The sequence below is a fragment of the Pseudomonadota bacterium genome (genome assembly GCA_039815145.1).
In the GTDB taxonomy this organism is placed as follows: domain Bacteria; phylum Pseudomonadota; class Gammaproteobacteria; order Steroidobacterales; family JBCBZW01; genus JBCBZW01.
The window spans coordinates 1-17,065 of record JBCBZW010000024.1 but is presented as its reverse complement, the minus strand read 5'-3'; the positions used below and the strand labels follow the sequence as shown (position 1 = coordinate 17,065).

The following is a 17,065-nucleotide window of genomic DNA, read 5'->3' as shown; positions in this document are numbered from 1 at the left end:
CGCTCACTCCTCCAGTGGCACTTCCTCGCCCTCGGGCGTCAGACGGCGCACGCTGAGCTCCACGCTCCCCACCTCGGACCGCACGATGTAGTCGTTCTGCCCGCCGGCGTTGCCCACCACCACCGCGCCCGGAAGGGGGCGACGCATGGGCAGGGCGACCCCGTCGAGGGTGACCCGGGCGTTGCCCGTCCCGGTCATCGCCGAGAGACGCCCGGGGGACGCCGTGAAGACGTCGATCGAGGCATCGCCGTAGGAGACTTCGGCATCGATGCCCGGGCCACGGGTTGATGCCTTGATGGTGCCCACCCCCAGGTGCAGGTCGAGGCGTCCATCCACATCTCGGGCGAACAGGCGACCGGCCGCCATCTCCACCTCGGCGTCGATGCCCGGCGGCAAGGTCACGGTCCATTGCTCGCGCACGAGGGCAGGATCTGTTCCAGGGGGGTAACGCACTTCCAGGAAGAGCCAGCTGCCGCGGTTGTCGACCTCCAGGCTCGCGGCGGCGATCGCGGCACTGGCCTGCGCCCGCCCCGTTTCCACGGCGCCGGGCTGCAGCGCCTCCTCGTTTTCCGTGAGGCGTACGGACACCAGCAACTCCGCCTGCTCGGCAGCGCCCTGCAAGGCCACCACGCCCGTGCCCGCGTGCACGTCGACCGATTCGATGCCACTGACCGAGCGGGTACGCACGAGCGTGCGGCCCTTGGCGTCCGCCGAACTGCTCCAGGCGTCCACGCTTTGCCCCGTAGCCGCGACGCTGGCAGCCAACAGGCTCAGCCCGAGGAGGCAGCCTACGATGGTCTTGGTGCGATACAGCATTGGTCGTCGACCTTCTTTACAGCCTCGCGGCCAGCACTCGTGCCTTCAGGCGCATGTCACTGAATCATCGTCCCTTGATAGCGTGGCACGCAGCTTGCTCTCTGTGTAGATACCGATCGCAGCAAAAGGTGCCCAAGGATTATGGAACGCATCGACGACGAGGCATCTGCCGAGGCGCCCAAGGGCGTTACGCCCACTCCGGAACGACAGCGTCGCGTGCCGGCCTACTTCACGCTCTACCTGCTGAGCGAGCTGATCTCATCCCTACGCTCGCGCTCGAAAACGTAACACCCGAGGACTCAAGCCGACGGTGACAGCGACCAGAGGCGCCGGCCGTATTTGGCGAACCCCCAGGCGTTCGCCAGACGCGGATCGGTGCCCTCGTCCGCCAACACCACCTCTCCCCGCAAAGCAGGCGCCAGCCACGGGGCCAGCAAAGGCCCGCCGCCGCCCGTTAGCAGCATCACGTCCAGATCCCACTCGTCGCGCCAGTGCTTCTCAGCGTACTTGGCGATGACGATGGCCAGATCCTCGTAGGCTTGCTCGGCGATCCGGCGCAGGTCGTAACGAGTGCCGTGGATGCGGATACTGCCCGCCTGCAGCACGGCGGACAGGCGATGCAGATCGACCGCCACCCCGCTCGCCTCTTGCAGCCGGTCGGCGATGACGCGATAGGCTCGCGCGAGGCCGTTCGGTGCCGTAGCGCTCGCGCGACGGGAATAGTCACCGCGGTGCGCGACCGCGAAGCCGGTAGCGTGCAGCCCGACGTCGATCACCCCGATCTTCTTGTCGAAAATCTCCTGCTCGACCACCTGGCCGTCATCGCCCAGCATCAGGTGCAGCGCCGACCCCAACGGCTGCGGTAGCACGCACACCTCGCTCACCGTAACCTTGACCCGTTTGCTCCCGCCGCCGCGCTCGTAGAGGTCCACCTGGTGTTGACCGGTGAGCATATCCGTCAGGCGTTCGCGGTGGTCAGCGAACTGCGCCATCGGCAGGCCCACGACCACGCCGAGCTCCTCCACGTCGCGGCCGAGCAACCAGGCCAGGCTGGCCGGCGCCAGGGACGGGGCGAACTCGTCGAAGAACTCCCCCGCCTCCAGGGTGGCTTTGGGGCTGTCGCACTCGCGCTCGGCGAGGTCGCCGAGGTAGTAGCGCTTGCCGCTGTCCGCCAAGGCGAACTCGCGATGGCGGTCGCTCGCGTCGGTCAGCGCCAGATCGTCGCTGAGGGGTCGCTCGCTGGCGGTGCCGATCACCGACTTGAACACGTCCGACCGCGTTCCGGACACCGCCTTGGTGTACCCGCACCCCAAGTCCAATCCGACTATTTCCATCGAGGCACCGATTGCAGGCAGGAAGCAGCGGCGATCGACTGCACGTTTCGATCGTTCAAGAAGACGAGGGCAGGTGTTGCGACAGGTACTCGCTGATGACGCGGTGCTCGTCGGCGAGGCCGCGCGAGGTGTTCTCAGCGACGAATTCCATCAGCTTGCCGCCCACCAGCGGCACGGCGCAGGTCACCTCCATGTGCACTTCGTTGACGCAGGTGGTGCCGTCCGGCCGCAACATCATGCTGCCGGTCAGATCCACGGGCACGCCGGCCGCCGTGATCTTCAGTTCGTTGAAGTACTCATCGCCCGCACGCTCCCAACGCTCGCTCTGGTGGATCTTGTTCCAGGCACCGAGAAAGTTCTTTAGCACACCGGGCACGCCCTCCAGAGGCACTTCGCGCTCGGTGACGATGACGTAGCTATCCTCCCCGCGCTGCTCGTCGAGCAATTCGATGTTGCGCGCCCCCACGGCGGTGAACTTGGCGCGGTAGAAGTCGGCGCTCATGAACTGCGCGATCACCTGATCGAGCGGATAGGAGTAGGGATGGACAGCGCTGACTTCCATGCAGAGGCTCCGGTGGGGCAGCGCTCAGCCGAGGCGGGCTGCCAGGATGAATGAATGGCGTGAGCGCGAAGCTTACCGCGAGCCAGGCGGCAAATGGGTACGCAAGAACGCGTCTGATCGATCGGCGATCGGCGCCGCCGCAGACGCCATGTGCAGGTGGTGATGACCTGGCAACGCCTCCCGCGTAAGCGCGGGATGGGCCTCGAGGCGTGCCGCATAGCGCCCTGCCGGCAAGCTGTGCAACACCCCCTGATCGGCTTCGAACAGCAGCGTAGGCACGGCCATCGCTCGCAAGAAGGCCAGCACCGTGTCCTCGGTCAGACGACTCAGGGAGGGGCGACTCAAGCGCGGGTCTGCGCGCCAGGTCACCTTGCCCTCGGCGGTGGCCTGCGTGCCGCGGGCACAGAGCATTCTCGCGGCGTCGCGGTCGATCCGGATCCGCGAGCTGGCCCGAACGGCGGACGCTTCCTCGAGGTCGCGCATCTCCCGCGCACGCGAGGGGGCGCGCGAGCGCTCGGCCAAGGCTGTGGCCGCGAGCGATGGCCCCTTCCCCGGCGCCATCGAGACGGGGCCGAGGCCGTCGATGAGCAGCGCGCCGAGAAGACGCTCCGGCCGCGCACCGCCCAGCAACGTGGCGATGCCCGCACCCAGCGAGTGGCCGAGGATCACGAAACGCGACCAGCTGAGCGCGTCGGCAGCGGCGAGCACGTCGGCCACGTAATCCATGATGAAGTACCCGGCGCCCGGCGCCCGCCAGCCGGATCTGCCGTGACCCGCGAGATCCAGCGCGAACAGCTCACTGCAGGCGCACTCGCCACGGGCGAGCCAGGCAGGGGCGAGGCGATCGAAGCTCGCCGCGTTGTCTTGGAACCCGTGCACAGCGAGCACTGGCACAGCATCCGCCGCCGGCGCCGGCGGCGACCACAAGCGCCCAGCCAAGTAGAGGCCAGGCGTGGCTAGGCGAAGCTCCCTTGGCTGCACCGAGTTGCGGCGACTGCGCCTAGCGCAGCAGGAGAATGCCGAACAGACCGCCCGTGCCGGCGGCCACGGCGATCCATGCCAGCGCACCGGCCAGGTAGCTCCTGGCCGGTGTGAGCAAACGCATCACGAGCACCGTCACCAGCGGCAGAGCGAAGGCGAGCAAGCCCGCCAACACGTACTGGCCCACGGCATTGGTGGTCGCCCCCTGTTCCACCTGGAAGATCAGGAAGCACGCCGCGGCGAGGGCGGAACACCCTGCCGCGATGAGAAACAGAGAGAACTTCATCGTGTGCGATGCCGCCGGTCTTGTCGCGAACTGCTAGTGCGTGACAACGCGCGGCAGATCTTTGGCCTGATCGATCCAGCCCGCCACCGTGTCGGCGCTGGGCAGCTGGCGAACAGCCTTCTTCTCTTCGTTCACTTCGGCCATCTTGGCGTGCAGGTTGGCCGCGTTGCGCTGTGCCAGCTCCGGCACGGTGTCGACGCCGGCCAGCTCGAGCAGATCCGCGTACTCCTCGCCGATGCCCTTCACGCGCGCCAGGTCGGCACGGTTGACCCACTTCAGCACGAGCTTCTCGCTGATGTCGCACTGGGTGGAGATCTTCTTGCGACCGGCCTTGGTGCAGCCCGCCTCGAGCAGCTTCTCGATGGTGCTGATGCCGTCTGCGGACAGTTTCTCCGCGTACGTCGCGCCAATCCCCTCGATCTCGGTAAGCTTGGTCATGCTTTTCCCCCGTATTGTTGTTTCCTAGGCGGCAGAACCTTCGATCAGGTCTGCCAACGCCAAGACTATCAAGGGAAATCCAGTACTTCGAATCGATTCGTATGATCGCCGCGGGCATGGCGCAAGATTGCGTCTACAATCAGGCGTTCATTCCAAATCACGACATCGTCAACAAGTGTTTCGAGGGCTTTTGGGAACGTTTGCGCCCCGGAAGCGCGCAACGCGATGATCGGTCGACGGTGGCGCCGCGCCAACGCGATCTGCAACTCGATCAGCGGTGCGTTCTCCTCCCACACGGGCACCAGCACGATCAATATCTCGGCCGCCTCGATCTGCGTGCCGAGGCGCTGCTCGACATCGAGTCGCGACGTCGGCGGTTCGGCCAGCGGCTTGCTCAGGTTGCTGTAGAAGAAACTGTCTACCTCACCGATGTACTCGAAGAATCGGTGATAGTCATCGTGTTCTGACCAGGTATGACTGACACAAATCCTGATCGGGTCTGACTCGCTCACGGTGCCTCCACAACCGACGCCTGCTTCCTTCGACTGCCAGTGTAGCGCGCTGCTTGCGGTGCCGTCGGAGTCCGCTCGGCGGGCCGTCCAGCCATGCAACATATCGGTGTGACATACGTGATTCGTGTCACAGCGCCCAAGGCCCCCGCGGCGTACGGTCGAAAGCGTCGGTCACCTCACGACGACACGGCTTGTGCGCGCTTCTACATCGCCTTGACACCCGCGGCGATGTGTAGCATCAAGAGTGTTATCCAAGGTGACGTTCGAGCGCCAACCATGGAACTAGGTTTACCTGGAAGGCGTCTCAGCCATAAGGGCGACCTTAGGAGCGGCGCTTCGTTTCACCCTCGCCTTCAAAAACCCATGTACCCGCATCGATCGGTTCGCGAGCGCGCTTAATGAGCCAGCTGCCCAACGATCGAACCGGCGAGTCACGTCTTCGTGCTAGAGAGGTAAGGTCCTGATGGACATTTTCGAGCGGCATCAGCAGCGGTACAAGGGCACGGAGGAGGAGGTGATCAGCCTCCAGGATTACCTCCAACTGTGTAAGCAGGAACCCGCCACCTACGCCAACGCCGCCGAGCGCCTGTTGATGGCGATCGGTGAGCCGGAGACGGTCGATACGCGTGATGATCCACGCCTATCACGCATCTTCCAAAACAAGATGCTGCGCGTCTACCCGGCGTTTCAGGACTTCTTCGGCATGGAGGAGACCATCGAACAGATCGTCTCTTACCTCAAGCACGCCGCCCAAGGCCTCGAAGAACGCAAGCAGATTCTCTACCTCTTGGGCCCCGTGGGCGGCGGCAAGTCGTCCCTCGCCGAGAAGCTCAAACAACTGATCGAACACATGCCCATCTACGCGCTGGAGGGCTCACCGGTAAACGAGTCGCCGCTCGGGCTGTTCGACCCGACCGAAGACGCCGACATCCTGGAAGAGGATTACGGCATCCCGCGTCGTTACCTCAACACCATCATGTCGCCCTGGGCCGTGAAGCGCTTACAGGAGTTCAATGGCGACGTCACCCGCTTCCGCGTGGTGAAGCGCTACCCCTCGCGCCTGGCACAGATCGGCGTTGCCAAGACCGAACCGGGCGATGAGAACAATCAAGATATCTCTTCGCTGGTCGGCAAGGTCGACATCCGCAAGCTCGAGAACTTCGCCCAACACGACCCGGATGCCTACAGCTTCTCCGGCGGCCTCTGCCTCGCCAACCAAGGCGTGATGGAGTTCGTCGAGATGTTCAAGGCACCTATCAAGGTGCTTCACCCCCTGCTCACCGCCACGCAGGAGGGCAACTACAACGGCACCGAAGGCATGGGTGCGATCCCCTTCGAGGGGTTGATCCTCGCCCACTCCAACGAATCGGAGTGGCAGGCCTTCAAGTCCAACCGCAACAACGAGGCGTTCCTCGATCGCGTGTACATCGTGAAGGTGCCGTACTGCCTGCGCGTGTCCGACGAGGTGAAGATCTACAACAAGCTGCTCGAGGGCAGCAGCCTCAGCGAAGCGCCCTGCGCGCCGGACACGCTGGAGATGCTGTCGCAGTTCTCCGTGCTGTCGCGGGTGAAAGAGCCCGAAAACTCGAGTGTCTTCTCCAAGATGCGCGTGTACGACGGCGAGAACCTGAAGGACACCGACCCCAAGGCCAAGTCCATCCGCGAGTACCAGGACTACGCCGGCGTCGACGAAGGCATGGCCGGGCTGTCCACCCGCTTCGCCTTCAAGATCCTCTCCCGCGTGTTCAACTTCGATCACAGCGAGGTGGCGGCTAACCCCGTGCACCTGCTCTACGTGCTGGAGCAGCAGATCCTGCGCGAGCAGTTTCCGCCCGAAGTGGAGGAGCGCTACCTCGGCTTCATCAAGAACTACCTGCAGCCGAACTACGCCAAGTTCATCGGCGAGGAACTGCAGAAGGCCTACCTCGAGTCCTACGCCGAGTACGGCCAGAACCTCTTCGATCGCTACGTGACCTACGCCGACTTCTGGCTGCAGGACCAGCACTACCGCGATCCGGACACCGGTGAGCTGCTCGATCGCGCCGCCCTCAACGAGGAGCTGGAGAAGATCGAGAAGCCCGCTGGCATCTCAAATCCCAAAGACTTCCGCAACGAGGTGGTCAACTTCGTGCTGCGCGCTCGCGCCAAGCACTCGGGCAAGAACCCGAAGTGGACCAGCTACGAGAAGCTGCGCATCGTCATCGAGAAGAAGATGTTCTCGAAGACCGAAGACCTCCTGCCGGTGATCTCCTTCAACGCCAAGGCGTCGGACGAGGATCAGAAGAAGCACCAGGACTTCGTGGACCGCATGGTCGAGAAGGGCTACACGCCGAAGCAAGTGCGTCTGCTCAGCGAGTGGTATCTGCGCGTTCGAAAGACCAGCTAGGGAAGCGCTTTAGTGTCACTGATCGTCGACAGGCGGGCCGATGCGAAGAAGAAGAGCATCGTCAATCGCCAGCGCTTCCTGCAGCGCTTCAAGCATCAGCTGAAGAAGGCCGTGAACGACGCGGCCTCCGGTCGCAGCATCACGGAGATCAACAAGGGCGAGAAGGTCACCATTCCCGCCCGCGACATCTCCGAGCCGCAGTTCACGATCGGCGACGGCGGCCGTCGCGATATGGTGCACCCGGGCAACAAGGAGTTCATCACCGGTGATCGCGTGCAGCGGCCGAAGGGCGGCAAGGGCGGTCGCGGCGGCAAGGCGAGCAAGGACGGCCAGGGCGAGGATGACTTCGCCTTCGAGCTGAGTCGCCAGGAGTTCCTCGACTTCATGTTCGAAGATCTCGAGCTACCCCACCTGGTCAAGAAAGAACTCACCCGCCTGCCCGACTACAAGACTGTGCGTGCCGGCTACACGCTGGACGGCATGCCCACCAACATCAACGTCGTACGCTCCCTGCGCGGCTCCCTCGCGCGGCGCATCGCCATGGGCGGTCCGCTCCGTGGCCAGCTAAAGACCTTGGAAGCCGAGTTCGAGGCCCTGAGCGACGACGAAAAGGAAGGTGACCGCGGCCAGGAGCTGGAAGAGGAGATGCGCTCCCTGCGTACGCGCCTGCGCGCCATCCCCTTCCTGGACACGGTGGACCTGCGCTACAACCACCGCATCAAGCAGCCGCAGCCGAGCACCCAGGCCGTGATGTTCTGCCTGATGGACGTGTCCGGCTCCATGACCCAGGAGCGCAAGGACCTCGCCAAGCAGTTCTTCATCCTCCTGTACCTCTTCCTGCAGCGTAACTACGAGCGCATCGACGTGGTGTTCATCCGCCACCACACGGTGGCCATCGAGGTGGAGGAGGACGAGTTCTTCCACTCGCGCGAGACCGGCGGCACCGTCGTCTCCAGCGCCCTGAACCTCACGCGCGACATCATTCGCGATCGCTACCCCTCCAACGCGTGGAACATCTACTGCGCCCAGGCCTCCGACGGCGACAACTGGCCCGACGACTCGCCCGGCTGCCGCGCCATCCTGAGCGAGGAGCTACTGCCCCTGATGCAGTACTTCGCCTACATCGAGATCACCCCCGCAAGTCATCAGCGCTTGTGGCAGGAGTATGAGATCGTGAAGGAAGCACATCCCAACTTCGCCATGCAGCAGATCGACGGCGCCAACGACATCTACCCGGTGTTTCGCAAGCTCTTCGCCCGTCAACTCAGCTCATGACCCATCGGATCATCTCGGAAGATTCCGACTGGACCTTCCCGCTCATCGAGAAGTACGACCACGTGATCGCCGAGCTGGCGGCGGAGTACGGCCTCGATACGTACCCCAACCAGCTCGAGATCATCACCGCCGAACAGATGATGGACGCCTACTCCTCCGTAGGCATGCCCATCAACTACCACCACTGGAGCTTCGGCAAGCAGTTCCTGAACGTGGAGAAGGCCTACCGTCGCGGCTTCATGGGCCTCGCCTACGAGATCGTGATCAACTCCAACCCCTGCATCGCGTACCTCATGGAGGAGAACACGCTGCCCATGCAGGCGCTGGTGATCGCCCACGCGTGCTACGGCCACAACTCCTTCTTCAAGGGCAACTACCTCTTCCGCGCGTGGACCAACGCGGACGCGATCATCGACTACCTCGAGTTCGCCCGTAACTTCATCCACGAATGCGAGGAGCGCCACGGCCAGGAAGCCGTAGAGCTGCTCCTCGACTCCTGCCACGCCCTCATGAACCAGGGCGTCGACCGCTACAAGCGCCCCTCGCCGCTATCCCTGCAGGAGGAGCGCGCGCGTCAACGTGATCGCGAAGACTACCTGCAGCGCCAGGTGAACGAGCTGTGGCGCACCATCCCCCAGTACGCCAACCAGGGCAGCGCCGCGAACGATCAGAAGCACCAGCGCTTCCCCGCCGAGCCGCAGGAGAATCTGCTCTACTTCATCGAGAAGAACGCGCCGCTACTGGAACCCTGGCAGCGCGAGGTGGTGCGCATCGTGCGCAAGGTGGCGCAATACTTCTATCCCCAGCGCCAAACCCAGGTGATGAACGAAGGCTGGGCCACCTTCTGGCACTACACGCTGCTCAATCGCCTCTACGACGAGGGTTACTGCAGCGACGGCTTCATGATCGAGTTCCTGCAGTCGCACACCAATGTGGTCTACCAGCCGAGCTTCGACAGCCAACACTACTCAGGTCTCAACCCCTACACGCTCGGCTTCTCGATCTTCACCGACCTGAAGCGCATGTGCGAAGACCCGACGGACGAGGACCGCTACTGGTTCCCGGACATCGCCGGCAGCGACTGGCTGCCCACCCTCGACTTCGCCATGCGTAACTTCAAGGACGAGAGCTTCATCGCCCAGTACCTGAGCCCAAAGGTGATGCGCGAGCTGCGCCTGTTCGACGTGCTCGACGACGAGAGCGAGGAGACCCTGGAGATCGCCGCCATCCACGACGAGGCGGGCTATCGACGCTTACGCACGGCGCTGGCGGACAACTACAACCTGCACAGCCGCGAGCCGAACATACAGGTGTATGAGGTGAACCACCGGGGCGATCGCAGCCTCACGGTGCGTCACCAGCAGTACAACGATCGGCCGCTCAACAAGGAAGCTGCGCTGGAGGTCACCCGTCACCTACGCCGCCTGTGGGGCTTCCGCGTGCGCGTGGATACGGTGGGATCTAGCGGCAAGGCTGAGACGATCGCCGAGATCTGACGAGGCGTCGCCTGCCGCCTATGAGCATTGCGCAACGCCTCCTGATCATCGTTCTGCTCACCGTCGCTGAAGTCAGCGTCACCGTCTGGGCCGCGCTTGGCATCGCCAAGGGCGCCACCTACCACCAGCTCAACTCCCTGCACCTGAAGTACAACGCCCAGTTCTCCGACCAGCTGGCCGATATGCCACCCAACGGCGGCCTGGCGCTCGACGCCCTGCGCACCACCATCAACCTGATCCGCGAACAGCCCATCGCCTGCATCGAGAAGGCGGGTGCCCTCGATCGCGTCATCATGCGTCTGATCGATACGATTCGCGCGCTGGAGCTTTGCGAGAAGGACATCGCGGACGCAGACGCCGCCCTGGCCGCCATCGACCGCTACGAGGCCGGCACCCTGCCCCAGGCCGAGCTCGAGAGCGCCCTGCGCTTTGCGCGCGATGAGTTCATCGCCAACTCATCGGCCTTCGAAGAACCCGTGACCAACACCGTGCAGTTCACCCTGCGCACGCTGATCCCCCTGATCCTGTTCATCTCCCTGTTCAACATCGCGCTGATCACCTACCTCTCGCGCACCATCTCCGGCTCCATCGCTCGGGCCATCGGCCTGCTGAAGTCGGACTCGCACCGTGAGCGCTCCGCCGGCGAACTCGGCAGCCGGCTGTCGACGGAGCTGCGCGAACTGCTCCGGGTGGCCGAGGCACGGCTGGAGCAGGACCTCCTCAACATCAACACCAACGAGCGGCTGCGCGCGCTGATCCATAGCAAGACCGCCGCCCTGCAAGACGCAAACGATGAGCTCGAGCAGTTCGCTTATCGCAGCTCCCACGACCTCAAGGCTCCGCTCACGCGCACGCGACGCCTGATCAAGTTCATCCTCGATGATCTGAAGCGAGGAGAGACCCAGGAGGCGCAGGAAAACCTTCGGGCCATCGACGACCAGATGGCCTCGCTCGAAGCGCTGGTGGAAGATCTCATCTCCCTGGCCAAGACCGATCTGGTCGATTCACCCAGCGACCGGTTCGCCGTCAGCGAACTCCTCGATGAGATTGCCGAGGAGCTCACCCCCCTCGCCGACGAGAGCGGTGTGCGCATGACTGCGAGCGTCCCGCCTGCGGACCAGATCACAACGCAACGCATACGCCTCGCCCAGGTGTTGAACAACTTGTTGTCCAACAGCTATAAGTACGCCGACGCGAGCAAGACGGATCGGTGGGTACACGTCGACGTCGCCGAACGCGACCGCGATTGGCAGATCGTCGTAGAGGACAACGGTCTCGGCGTGCCTGCCGAGCATCAACCCAAGCTCTTTACCCGCTTCAAGCGCTTCCACCCGACCGTCGGCACAGGCTCTGGCCTCGGGCTCGCCATCGTGAAGCGGCATGTCGATCGGATGCACGGCGAGATCCGTTACGAGGCGCCCGCCAAGGAGAGCGGGGCGCGCTTCGTGCTCAACCTACCCAAGGCCCTGCAGGGGTGAACGACCAAATGACCAAAGTGCCCGTGCTCATCGTGGATGACGACCAGATCGACCGCTACCTGCTGAAGCGCGAACTCGAGAGCCTGGCGTCCGTCGACCTCGCCATCCACGAGGCCAAGAACGGCGCCGACGCCGTGGTGTTCTTCGAGCAGTACGAGGAGAACAAGCGTAAGTTCGGCGACGACTTCCCGCCCCTCAAGATCTTCCTCGACATCAACATGCCGCTCCTCGACGGCTTTGGCTTTCTCGAAGCCTTCACCGAGCTGCGCACCCGCCACGACCTCGGCGCCACGACCGTGATGATGATCACCACCTCAGGGCACCAACGCGACATGCTCCGCTCCAAGGCCTACGACTTCGTGGGGGGTTACCTGATGAAGGGCGACTACAGCATCCAGGAGCTGGAGGCCGCCGTCACCGCCGCCTAGCAGGCTCGCGCCCACGGGCGAGCGCGGCACAGGTCGCCGGTCAGCAGGGCGCAGTCGTCGACGGAAGTCAGCCACCGGTCTACGAACGACTCGGCTCCCGAGGCCGAGCCCGATAGTGCCAGCTCCCTATCATCCAGGACGGATTACCCGGAGCTTTGCATGCACCTTGTGACTACCTTCGCCGCCAGCCTACTCCTGGCACTCACCGGCACCGCACTCGCGGCAGCCGCAGACATCGATGACCCCAAGACGAAGCAGGAAGTCGACGCGTTCTTCGACGGCTACCTCGCCGTCTACAACCGTCGCTTCGGCCATCCCGAACGCAGCACCCAGTTCCGCGAGGAACTCAGCCAGCAGGTGCTGATGCCATTCCTGCAATCGCCGCCCATGAGCACGCCGCGTGTGCCCGAGACCGTCGAGTCCTTCACCGCCGGCTTCGAGGGCTTCGTGACCATGCTCGAGGGTAAGGGCGTCGAGCGCCTCGAGTGGGTGAGCCGCGAGTTCCAGGTGCTAAGCGACAACAAGGTGCTCGCCAACAACGTTGGCGTCGGCTTCACCGAGGGCGGTGAGATCGCCTACGAAACCGCGTCTCTCTACCTGCTGTACCGCACCGAGGAGGGTTGGAGGATCGTGATGTTCAGCCCCTACGATCGGGACAAGTTGCTGCGCCTCGAACGCTCTTAGGGGGCACCCACTCCCCGGGCACACACCCCTCCCGCCACCAGGAGCCCGCCGGTGCATCCGGTGGGCTCGCCCGCTCCGTATACCCATCAGGATCCAACGAAGCGCACAATACGAGTGTGTCCCGCAGACGGAGCGGACCGTGAATACAGCAACGGACATGACCCCGAGCAGCGCCTCCGGCGCCGCGAGCACCACCCCGGTGGCCACGCTGAACGACCTGCTCGCCGGCATCGCCAGCGGCAGCGAGAAGGCCATGGGCGAGTTCTACGAACGCACCGTGGACCGGGCCCACGCCGTGGCACGCACCATCCTGCCCGTTGTCGAGGACGCCGAGGAGGCCATGATGGAGGCCTACCTGCAGGTGTGGCGCAACGTCGATCGCTACGATGCCGACCGCGCTAACCCTATGACTTGGTTGATGTTAATGGTCCGCTGCCGGGCGCTGGACCTGCTCCGACGACGCCGCCGCGAGAGCGAACGGCAGATCCTCATGGACGCCCCCCCCGAGGTGCCCGATGAGCACGACGCGCCTGAGCGCCTGCTCAACGCCTTCGACGAGCAGAGCGCCGTGGCCGAGGCCATCCGCCAACTCACCCCCGCCCAACGCGAGGTGGTGAGCCTGAGCTTCTTTAGAGATCTGAGCCACACGGAGATCGCCGAGACCCTCGACATGCCCCTCGGCACCGTGAAATCCCATTCCCGTCGCGCCATGCGAGCGATGCGCTCGCACCTGGCCACCCATGACCCCGCGCGCACGGAGGCCTGAACGATGAACCACAACGACCACAGCAACAACGACCCACGAACAACACCCGAGACCCACGACGATCAACCGCCCCTCGATGAGATGCTGGACGCCGTAAATCAACACCCGATGCCGCTGGAGCGCCGCCAGGCCTTCAAGCGTCGCCTGATGGAGCAGATCAACAAGTCACCGGATTTGTTCATCGTCCGCCGCGAAGAGGGCGAGTGGCAGGACTTCGCACCCGGGATCGAGATCAAGCTGCTGCACAAGGATGCGGATACGGGGGCGGAGACGACCCTGTGGCGGGTGCAGCCTGGTACCGAGGTGGACGCGCACGCGCATGAGATGGATGAGGAGTGTTTGGTGTTGGAGGGGGATCTGGAGATTGGTGGGGAGTTGTTGGTGGCTGGGGATTACCTGCTGGGGAAGCGGGGGGTGGATCATCCGGTGGTGATGTCGCCTAGTGGGGCGTTGTTGTTGTTGCGGTCGCAGCCTTACTTGGGGGGTTAGGAGTTCGTTCTGATTCCCCACCACCGGGGCGTGAAGGTCGTCCCAACATGAAAAAGGTGAAAATCCGATGCTGGGAGATCACGGTGCCTCGGTGCGGAGACTGTGACGAAACGTCGGTATTCGTCACCTACGCCGAAGGTGACTACGGGTACGAATTGCTCTCGTGTCTCGAATGCGGAGAGATCTACGCCGTCGATGTTGCTTGGGAAGCGTATCTTGGCCCACCGCTAGAGGAAGCCCTTCGGAATACCGCCTGCGCTTCGTGCGGATGCTCACTCGCGAAGAGTAGTGCCGAGTATCCAGCCAAGTTTCTTTGTTCGAACGGAGTCGTTTCTAGCTTCGAGCGACCTTCGGAAGAGCCGGCGGTTGACACATCGCAGGTGAGAGAGATCTACGGGATCTACGGTTGAGCTCACATCCCACTCGGGGGTAGTGATTGCCGGTCGAGGCAGGCAGAGAATCACTGCAGCGGCGGTTGCCCATTGAGCTATCAGCGCTAGCACTCCGGCGGTGTAAGGATTTCTGTGTCTGAGCCGATCCTCAGTCTCATTCCTCAACGATAAATCGATCACCGAACTGGATTGCCAGCTGCGCTTTCGCAGGATGCCACTCCTTCGGTGCCCGTTTCCACTTCGACTCGATGCGCTTGAGCGCGAGGTAGATCAGCTTCGTGGCCGCTGTGTCGTTGGGGAAGTGGCCCTGGTTCCTGATCGCCTTTCTCACGCTGCTGTTGAGCGACTCGATGGCGTTCGTGGTGTAGACAATCTTGCGCACCTCCGAGGAGAAGGCGAAGAAGGGATCACTTCTTCCCAGCGCCGCCTCCAGGCTCTGAACGAGGGCCGGGCACTTCTGGCCCCATTCGCCTTGCTCGAAGGTACCCAGGGCCTCTGCGGCGGCCTCAGCGCTTGGGGCTGAGTAGACCGATCTCAGCGCTGCCGCGACCTGCTTGCGCTCCTTCCACGAAGCGAACTGCATTGAGTAGCGGATTAGATGCACGATGCAGGTCTGGACAACCGTCTAAGGGAACACGCCCGTGATGGCGTCAGGAAAGCCTTTCAGCCCATCGACGATGGCGATGAGAATACCCTGGGTACCACGGCCTCGCAGTTCGGTCATCACGCGCATCCAGAACTTCGCGCCTTCAGTCTGCTCGATCCACATGCCTAAGCACACGTCAACGCACACAGCGCAACCTAGCACGCTCTAGCGCCAGCTCAAGGAAACACTCCTTCTCCTCCTCGAACACGGATACTCTAATCCCGGGAAATAGCTCATTTCCTGCACCGATCTCACAATCAAACTCAACTTCATCGCCGACGTCCGTATCCCTCCAAGCGTCACTAAGCTCCGGAGTTGTTCCAACGAAAACTTGCTCGGCGATGTAAGTGACATCCCCACGGACAGGTAGCCGCACGCTCGGCATTCTCAGGGAAATACCGGGAGCGTACTGAGCTGACAGCTGCATCTCCGCGATGACCCCAAACCAACGGACTGTCTTTCCGCCGAACCTACTAGATAGTCCGGCGTCGTCTTCCCCAGAATTGAATCTACTCGCAACTTCTCTCGCGAAGGCATCCCAGGATGTCTTCCATCGATCATCCATAACTCATCCCCTAACCGATTGGACCAAACGTGCCCCGCTGGATCGCCCGCCTAAGTGTATCCGCCGTTTGCTGCAAACGGACCGCAGACTGACGAGCACTTAGTCCAGCGGGAATTCTGGCGAGCTCCTGCAATACCACTTGATTGTAGATCGGGTGCCCGCCAACGTGCTCCGCAGCGTTGAGTAAGATCCCGTTGTTCGCACCGTTGATGTTAAACCCTCCCTGGGCGGCCTTCTGAAGCAACCCGGGAAACCGACTAATTGCCTCCAATGGCACAAGGTGATGCGCTACCTGTCCTGAGCCTGGCGTGCTCCCTAGCGACTCCCGCAACAGCGCCCTCTGGGCTTCTACGGGAAGTCCCAGATCACTTACCAATCGTCGCACGGATCCTCGTGGCAAGCGAAGGGCGAAACGCCCCCCTGCAAGACCACCTCCCAATACCCCGAAAGTGACCCCTCCGACCTCTAGGGATTGCCCGACGGTGGCAGTCTCCTTGGTGAAGAATGCCACGAAGGAATCCCGAATACGTTCTGCTCCACCGTGGGTAAGATCGTAGACCAAGGCACCGCTCGCCACAGTAACCACCCCAACTGCGCACACAACGCTCGACACGCATGCAGTGACAACGCCCGTTTTAGCCAGGAGGAGACCTATTCCGACCACACTTGCCCCACCCAGCGCGGCCACTCCGATTCGCCCCGGCACCCCCAGCGGGCGATCGAAAAAGCCAGTCTCAGTCGTGTAAAGATCCGAAACGAGAGCAGCGCTAGCAGGTCCGGCAGCAAACTGAATCTCGTCAGCGCGCCCAACACCGACAAAGTACTCCTCAAGAGCGACTCGACGTTCCGTTCCAAGCGCGAGCTCTTGAATGAGGGCGAACGTGGTCTCGCTACCCGAGAGAACGGATATATTGACTGGAGGACCTCCAGCACCAGCCCCATCCAACGCCAACCCCGTAGGATCGGTGTACGTCAGCGGGCTGTTCTCCACGTACGAGTACGCATTGTGCGAGCGACTATCCAGCACATCCCGCATCAACGGATCCACGCTCATGAAGCGCGCTACTACGGGGTCGTACGTACGTGCATTCATCTGCACCAGCCCCGCAAGATCTCGTTGCTGATGCCCCGTGAAACCGGGGAGATCTTCGTCTTCCTGACCGAAGAGCAGGCTATCGTTCGCGTCAGCGTTGCCGTTCAGAAGCCGCCGCTTGCCGAACGCGTCGAAGCGCACTTCGGCATCTAGATTTCCCGCCGCATCCGTCGTCGTGACGACGCTACCCAGTAAATCGTAGTGGTAGTACGTCACCTCGCCGGTGGCGGAGTCAGCCGCACCGATCACCACCCCTTCGACCGGGATTCGGTAGACGTGTGTGCCGCTGTCGGACAGGTAGGTCGTCAGGCCGTCGGTGTAGTACCAATGCCCTGACACGCCAGGCTCATCCGCAGCGTCTTGTGTCACCTGGAGTGGCTCGAGATCGGCGTTGTAGCCGAACGTCGTCACGTCTGCATCGCGGGTGATCTGACTAGG

The 17,065-nt window shown here is 63.1% G+C and carries 18 protein-coding genes and 1 pseudogene; 9 read left to right on the top strand and 10 right to left on the bottom strand.

The genetic code is table 11. From position 1 onward, the window contains the following. Positions 1-3 precede the first annotated feature (3 nt). Positions 4-816 (bottom strand): hypothetical protein, encoded by an 813-nt coding sequence (locus AAF184_08855; protein ID MEO0422428.1) that lies wholly within the window; start codon positions 814-816, stop codon positions 4-6. A 141-nt stretch (positions 817-957) separates the two neighbouring features. On the opposite strand from AAF184_08855, the gene AAF184_08850 reads away from it, so the two are divergent. Further along, positions 958-1,104 (top strand): hypothetical protein, encoded by a 147-nt coding sequence (locus AAF184_08850; GenBank protein ID MEO0422427.1) that lies wholly within the window; start codon positions 958-960, stop codon positions 1,102-1,104. Positions 1,105-1,115: 11 nt separating this feature from the next. Here AAF184_08850 and AAF184_08845 read toward each other — a convergent pair whose 3' ends face one another. From AAF184_08845 to AAF184_08820, 6 genes are all read right to left on the bottom strand, one after another. Then, complete coding sequence (locus tag AAF184_08845) at positions 1,116-2,150, bottom strand: ParM/StbA family protein (GenBank protein MEO0422426.1); 1,035 nt, start codon at positions 2,148-2,150, stop codon at positions 1,116-1,118. 55 nt (positions 2,151-2,205) lie between these two features. Beyond that, positions 2,206-2,712 (bottom strand): DUF2505 domain-containing protein, encoded by a 507-nt coding sequence (locus AAF184_08840; GenBank protein ID MEO0422425.1) that lies wholly within the window; start codon positions 2,710-2,712, stop codon positions 2,206-2,208. Positions 2,713-2,784: 72 nt separating this feature from the next. Continuing rightward, positions 2,785-3,606, bottom strand: coding sequence for an alpha/beta hydrolase (locus AAF184_08835; GenBank protein ID MEO0422424.1), 822 nt, complete (start codon positions 3,604-3,606; stop codon positions 2,785-2,787). A gap of 106 nt (positions 3,607-3,712) precedes the next feature. After that, positions 3,713-3,979, bottom strand: coding sequence for a hypothetical protein (locus AAF184_08830; protein MEO0422423.1), 267 nt, complete (start codon positions 3,977-3,979; stop codon positions 3,713-3,715). Between the two features lie 33 nt (positions 3,980-4,012). Continuing rightward, positions 4,013-4,417, bottom strand: a complete 405-nt coding sequence (locus AAF184_08825) for a DUF4332 domain-containing protein (GenBank protein ID MEO0422422.1) — start codon at positions 4,415-4,417, stop codon at positions 4,013-4,015. Between the two features lie 68 nt (positions 4,418-4,485). Then, positions 4,486-4,929: a hypothetical protein gene (locus tag AAF184_08820; protein MEO0422421.1), complete on the bottom strand. Its 444-nt coding sequence runs from the start codon at positions 4,927-4,929 to the stop codon at positions 4,486-4,488. Between the two features lie 463 nt (positions 4,930-5,392). Between AAF184_08820 and AAF184_08815 the strand changes: the two genes are divergently transcribed. The 8 genes from AAF184_08815 to AAF184_08780 all read left to right on the top strand — a co-directional run bounded on the left by AAF184_08815 (position 5,393) and on the right by AAF184_08780 (position 13,931). Then, positions 5,393-7,315, top strand: a complete 1,923-nt coding sequence (locus AAF184_08815) for a PrkA family serine protein kinase (GenBank protein MEO0422420.1) — start codon at positions 5,393-5,395, stop codon at positions 7,313-7,315. 12 nt (positions 7,316-7,327) lie between these two features. After that, the gene (locus AAF184_08810; GenBank protein ID MEO0422419.1) at positions 7,328-8,590 is read left to right on the top strand and encodes a YeaH/YhbH family protein; all 1,263 of its coding nucleotides are present in this window, start codon (positions 7,328-7,330) and stop codon (positions 8,588-8,590) included. Further along, the gene (locus AAF184_08805) at positions 8,587-10,086 is read left to right on the top strand and encodes a SpoVR family protein (GenBank protein MEO0422418.1); all 1,500 of its coding nucleotides are present in this window, start codon (positions 8,587-8,589) and stop codon (positions 10,084-10,086) included. Before AAF184_08810 ends, AAF184_08805 begins: the two co-directional genes overlap by 4 nt. A gap of 20 nt (positions 10,087-10,106) precedes the next feature. Further along, positions 10,107-11,564 carry a HAMP domain-containing sensor histidine kinase gene (locus tag AAF184_08800; protein ID MEO0422417.1) on the top strand — a complete coding sequence of 486 codons (1,458 nt, stop codon included), beginning with the start codon at positions 10,107-10,109 and terminating at the stop codon, positions 11,562-11,564. Between the two features lie 8 nt (positions 11,565-11,572). Further along, positions 11,573-11,992, top strand: a complete 420-nt coding sequence (locus AAF184_08795; GenBank protein ID MEO0422416.1) for a response regulator — start codon at positions 11,573-11,575, stop codon at positions 11,990-11,992. A 159-nt stretch (positions 11,993-12,151) separates the two neighbouring features. Further along, positions 12,152-12,676 (top strand): hypothetical protein, encoded by a 525-nt coding sequence (locus AAF184_08790; protein ID MEO0422415.1) that lies wholly within the window; start codon positions 12,152-12,154, stop codon positions 12,674-12,676. 139 nt (positions 12,677-12,815) lie between these two features. Then, positions 12,816-13,442, top strand: coding sequence for a sigma-70 family RNA polymerase sigma factor (locus AAF184_08785; GenBank protein ID MEO0422414.1), 627 nt, complete (start codon positions 12,816-12,818; stop codon positions 13,440-13,442). Between the two features lie 3 nt (positions 13,443-13,445). Beyond that, a complete protein-coding gene (locus AAF184_08780) occupies positions 13,446-13,931 on the top strand; it encodes a cupin domain-containing protein (protein ID MEO0422413.1) in 486 nt (161 codons plus the stop codon). 546 nt (positions 13,932-14,477) lie between these two features. Here AAF184_08780 and AAF184_08775 read toward each other — a convergent pair. From AAF184_08775 to AAF184_08765, 3 genes and pseudogenes are all read right to left on the bottom strand, one after another. Next, positions 14,478-15,098, bottom strand: a pseudogene (locus AAF184_08775) (IS256 family transposase). A 7-nt stretch (positions 15,099-15,105) separates the two neighbouring features. Then, positions 15,106-15,534, bottom strand: coding sequence for a hypothetical protein (locus AAF184_08770; GenBank protein ID MEO0422412.1), 429 nt, complete (start codon positions 15,532-15,534; stop codon positions 15,106-15,108). Positions 15,535-15,544: 10 nt separating this feature from the next. Further along, positions 15,545-17,065 (bottom strand): RHS repeat-associated core domain-containing protein (locus tag AAF184_08765; GenBank protein ID MEO0422411.1); only part of this gene is annotated, 1,521 nt, incomplete at its 5' end.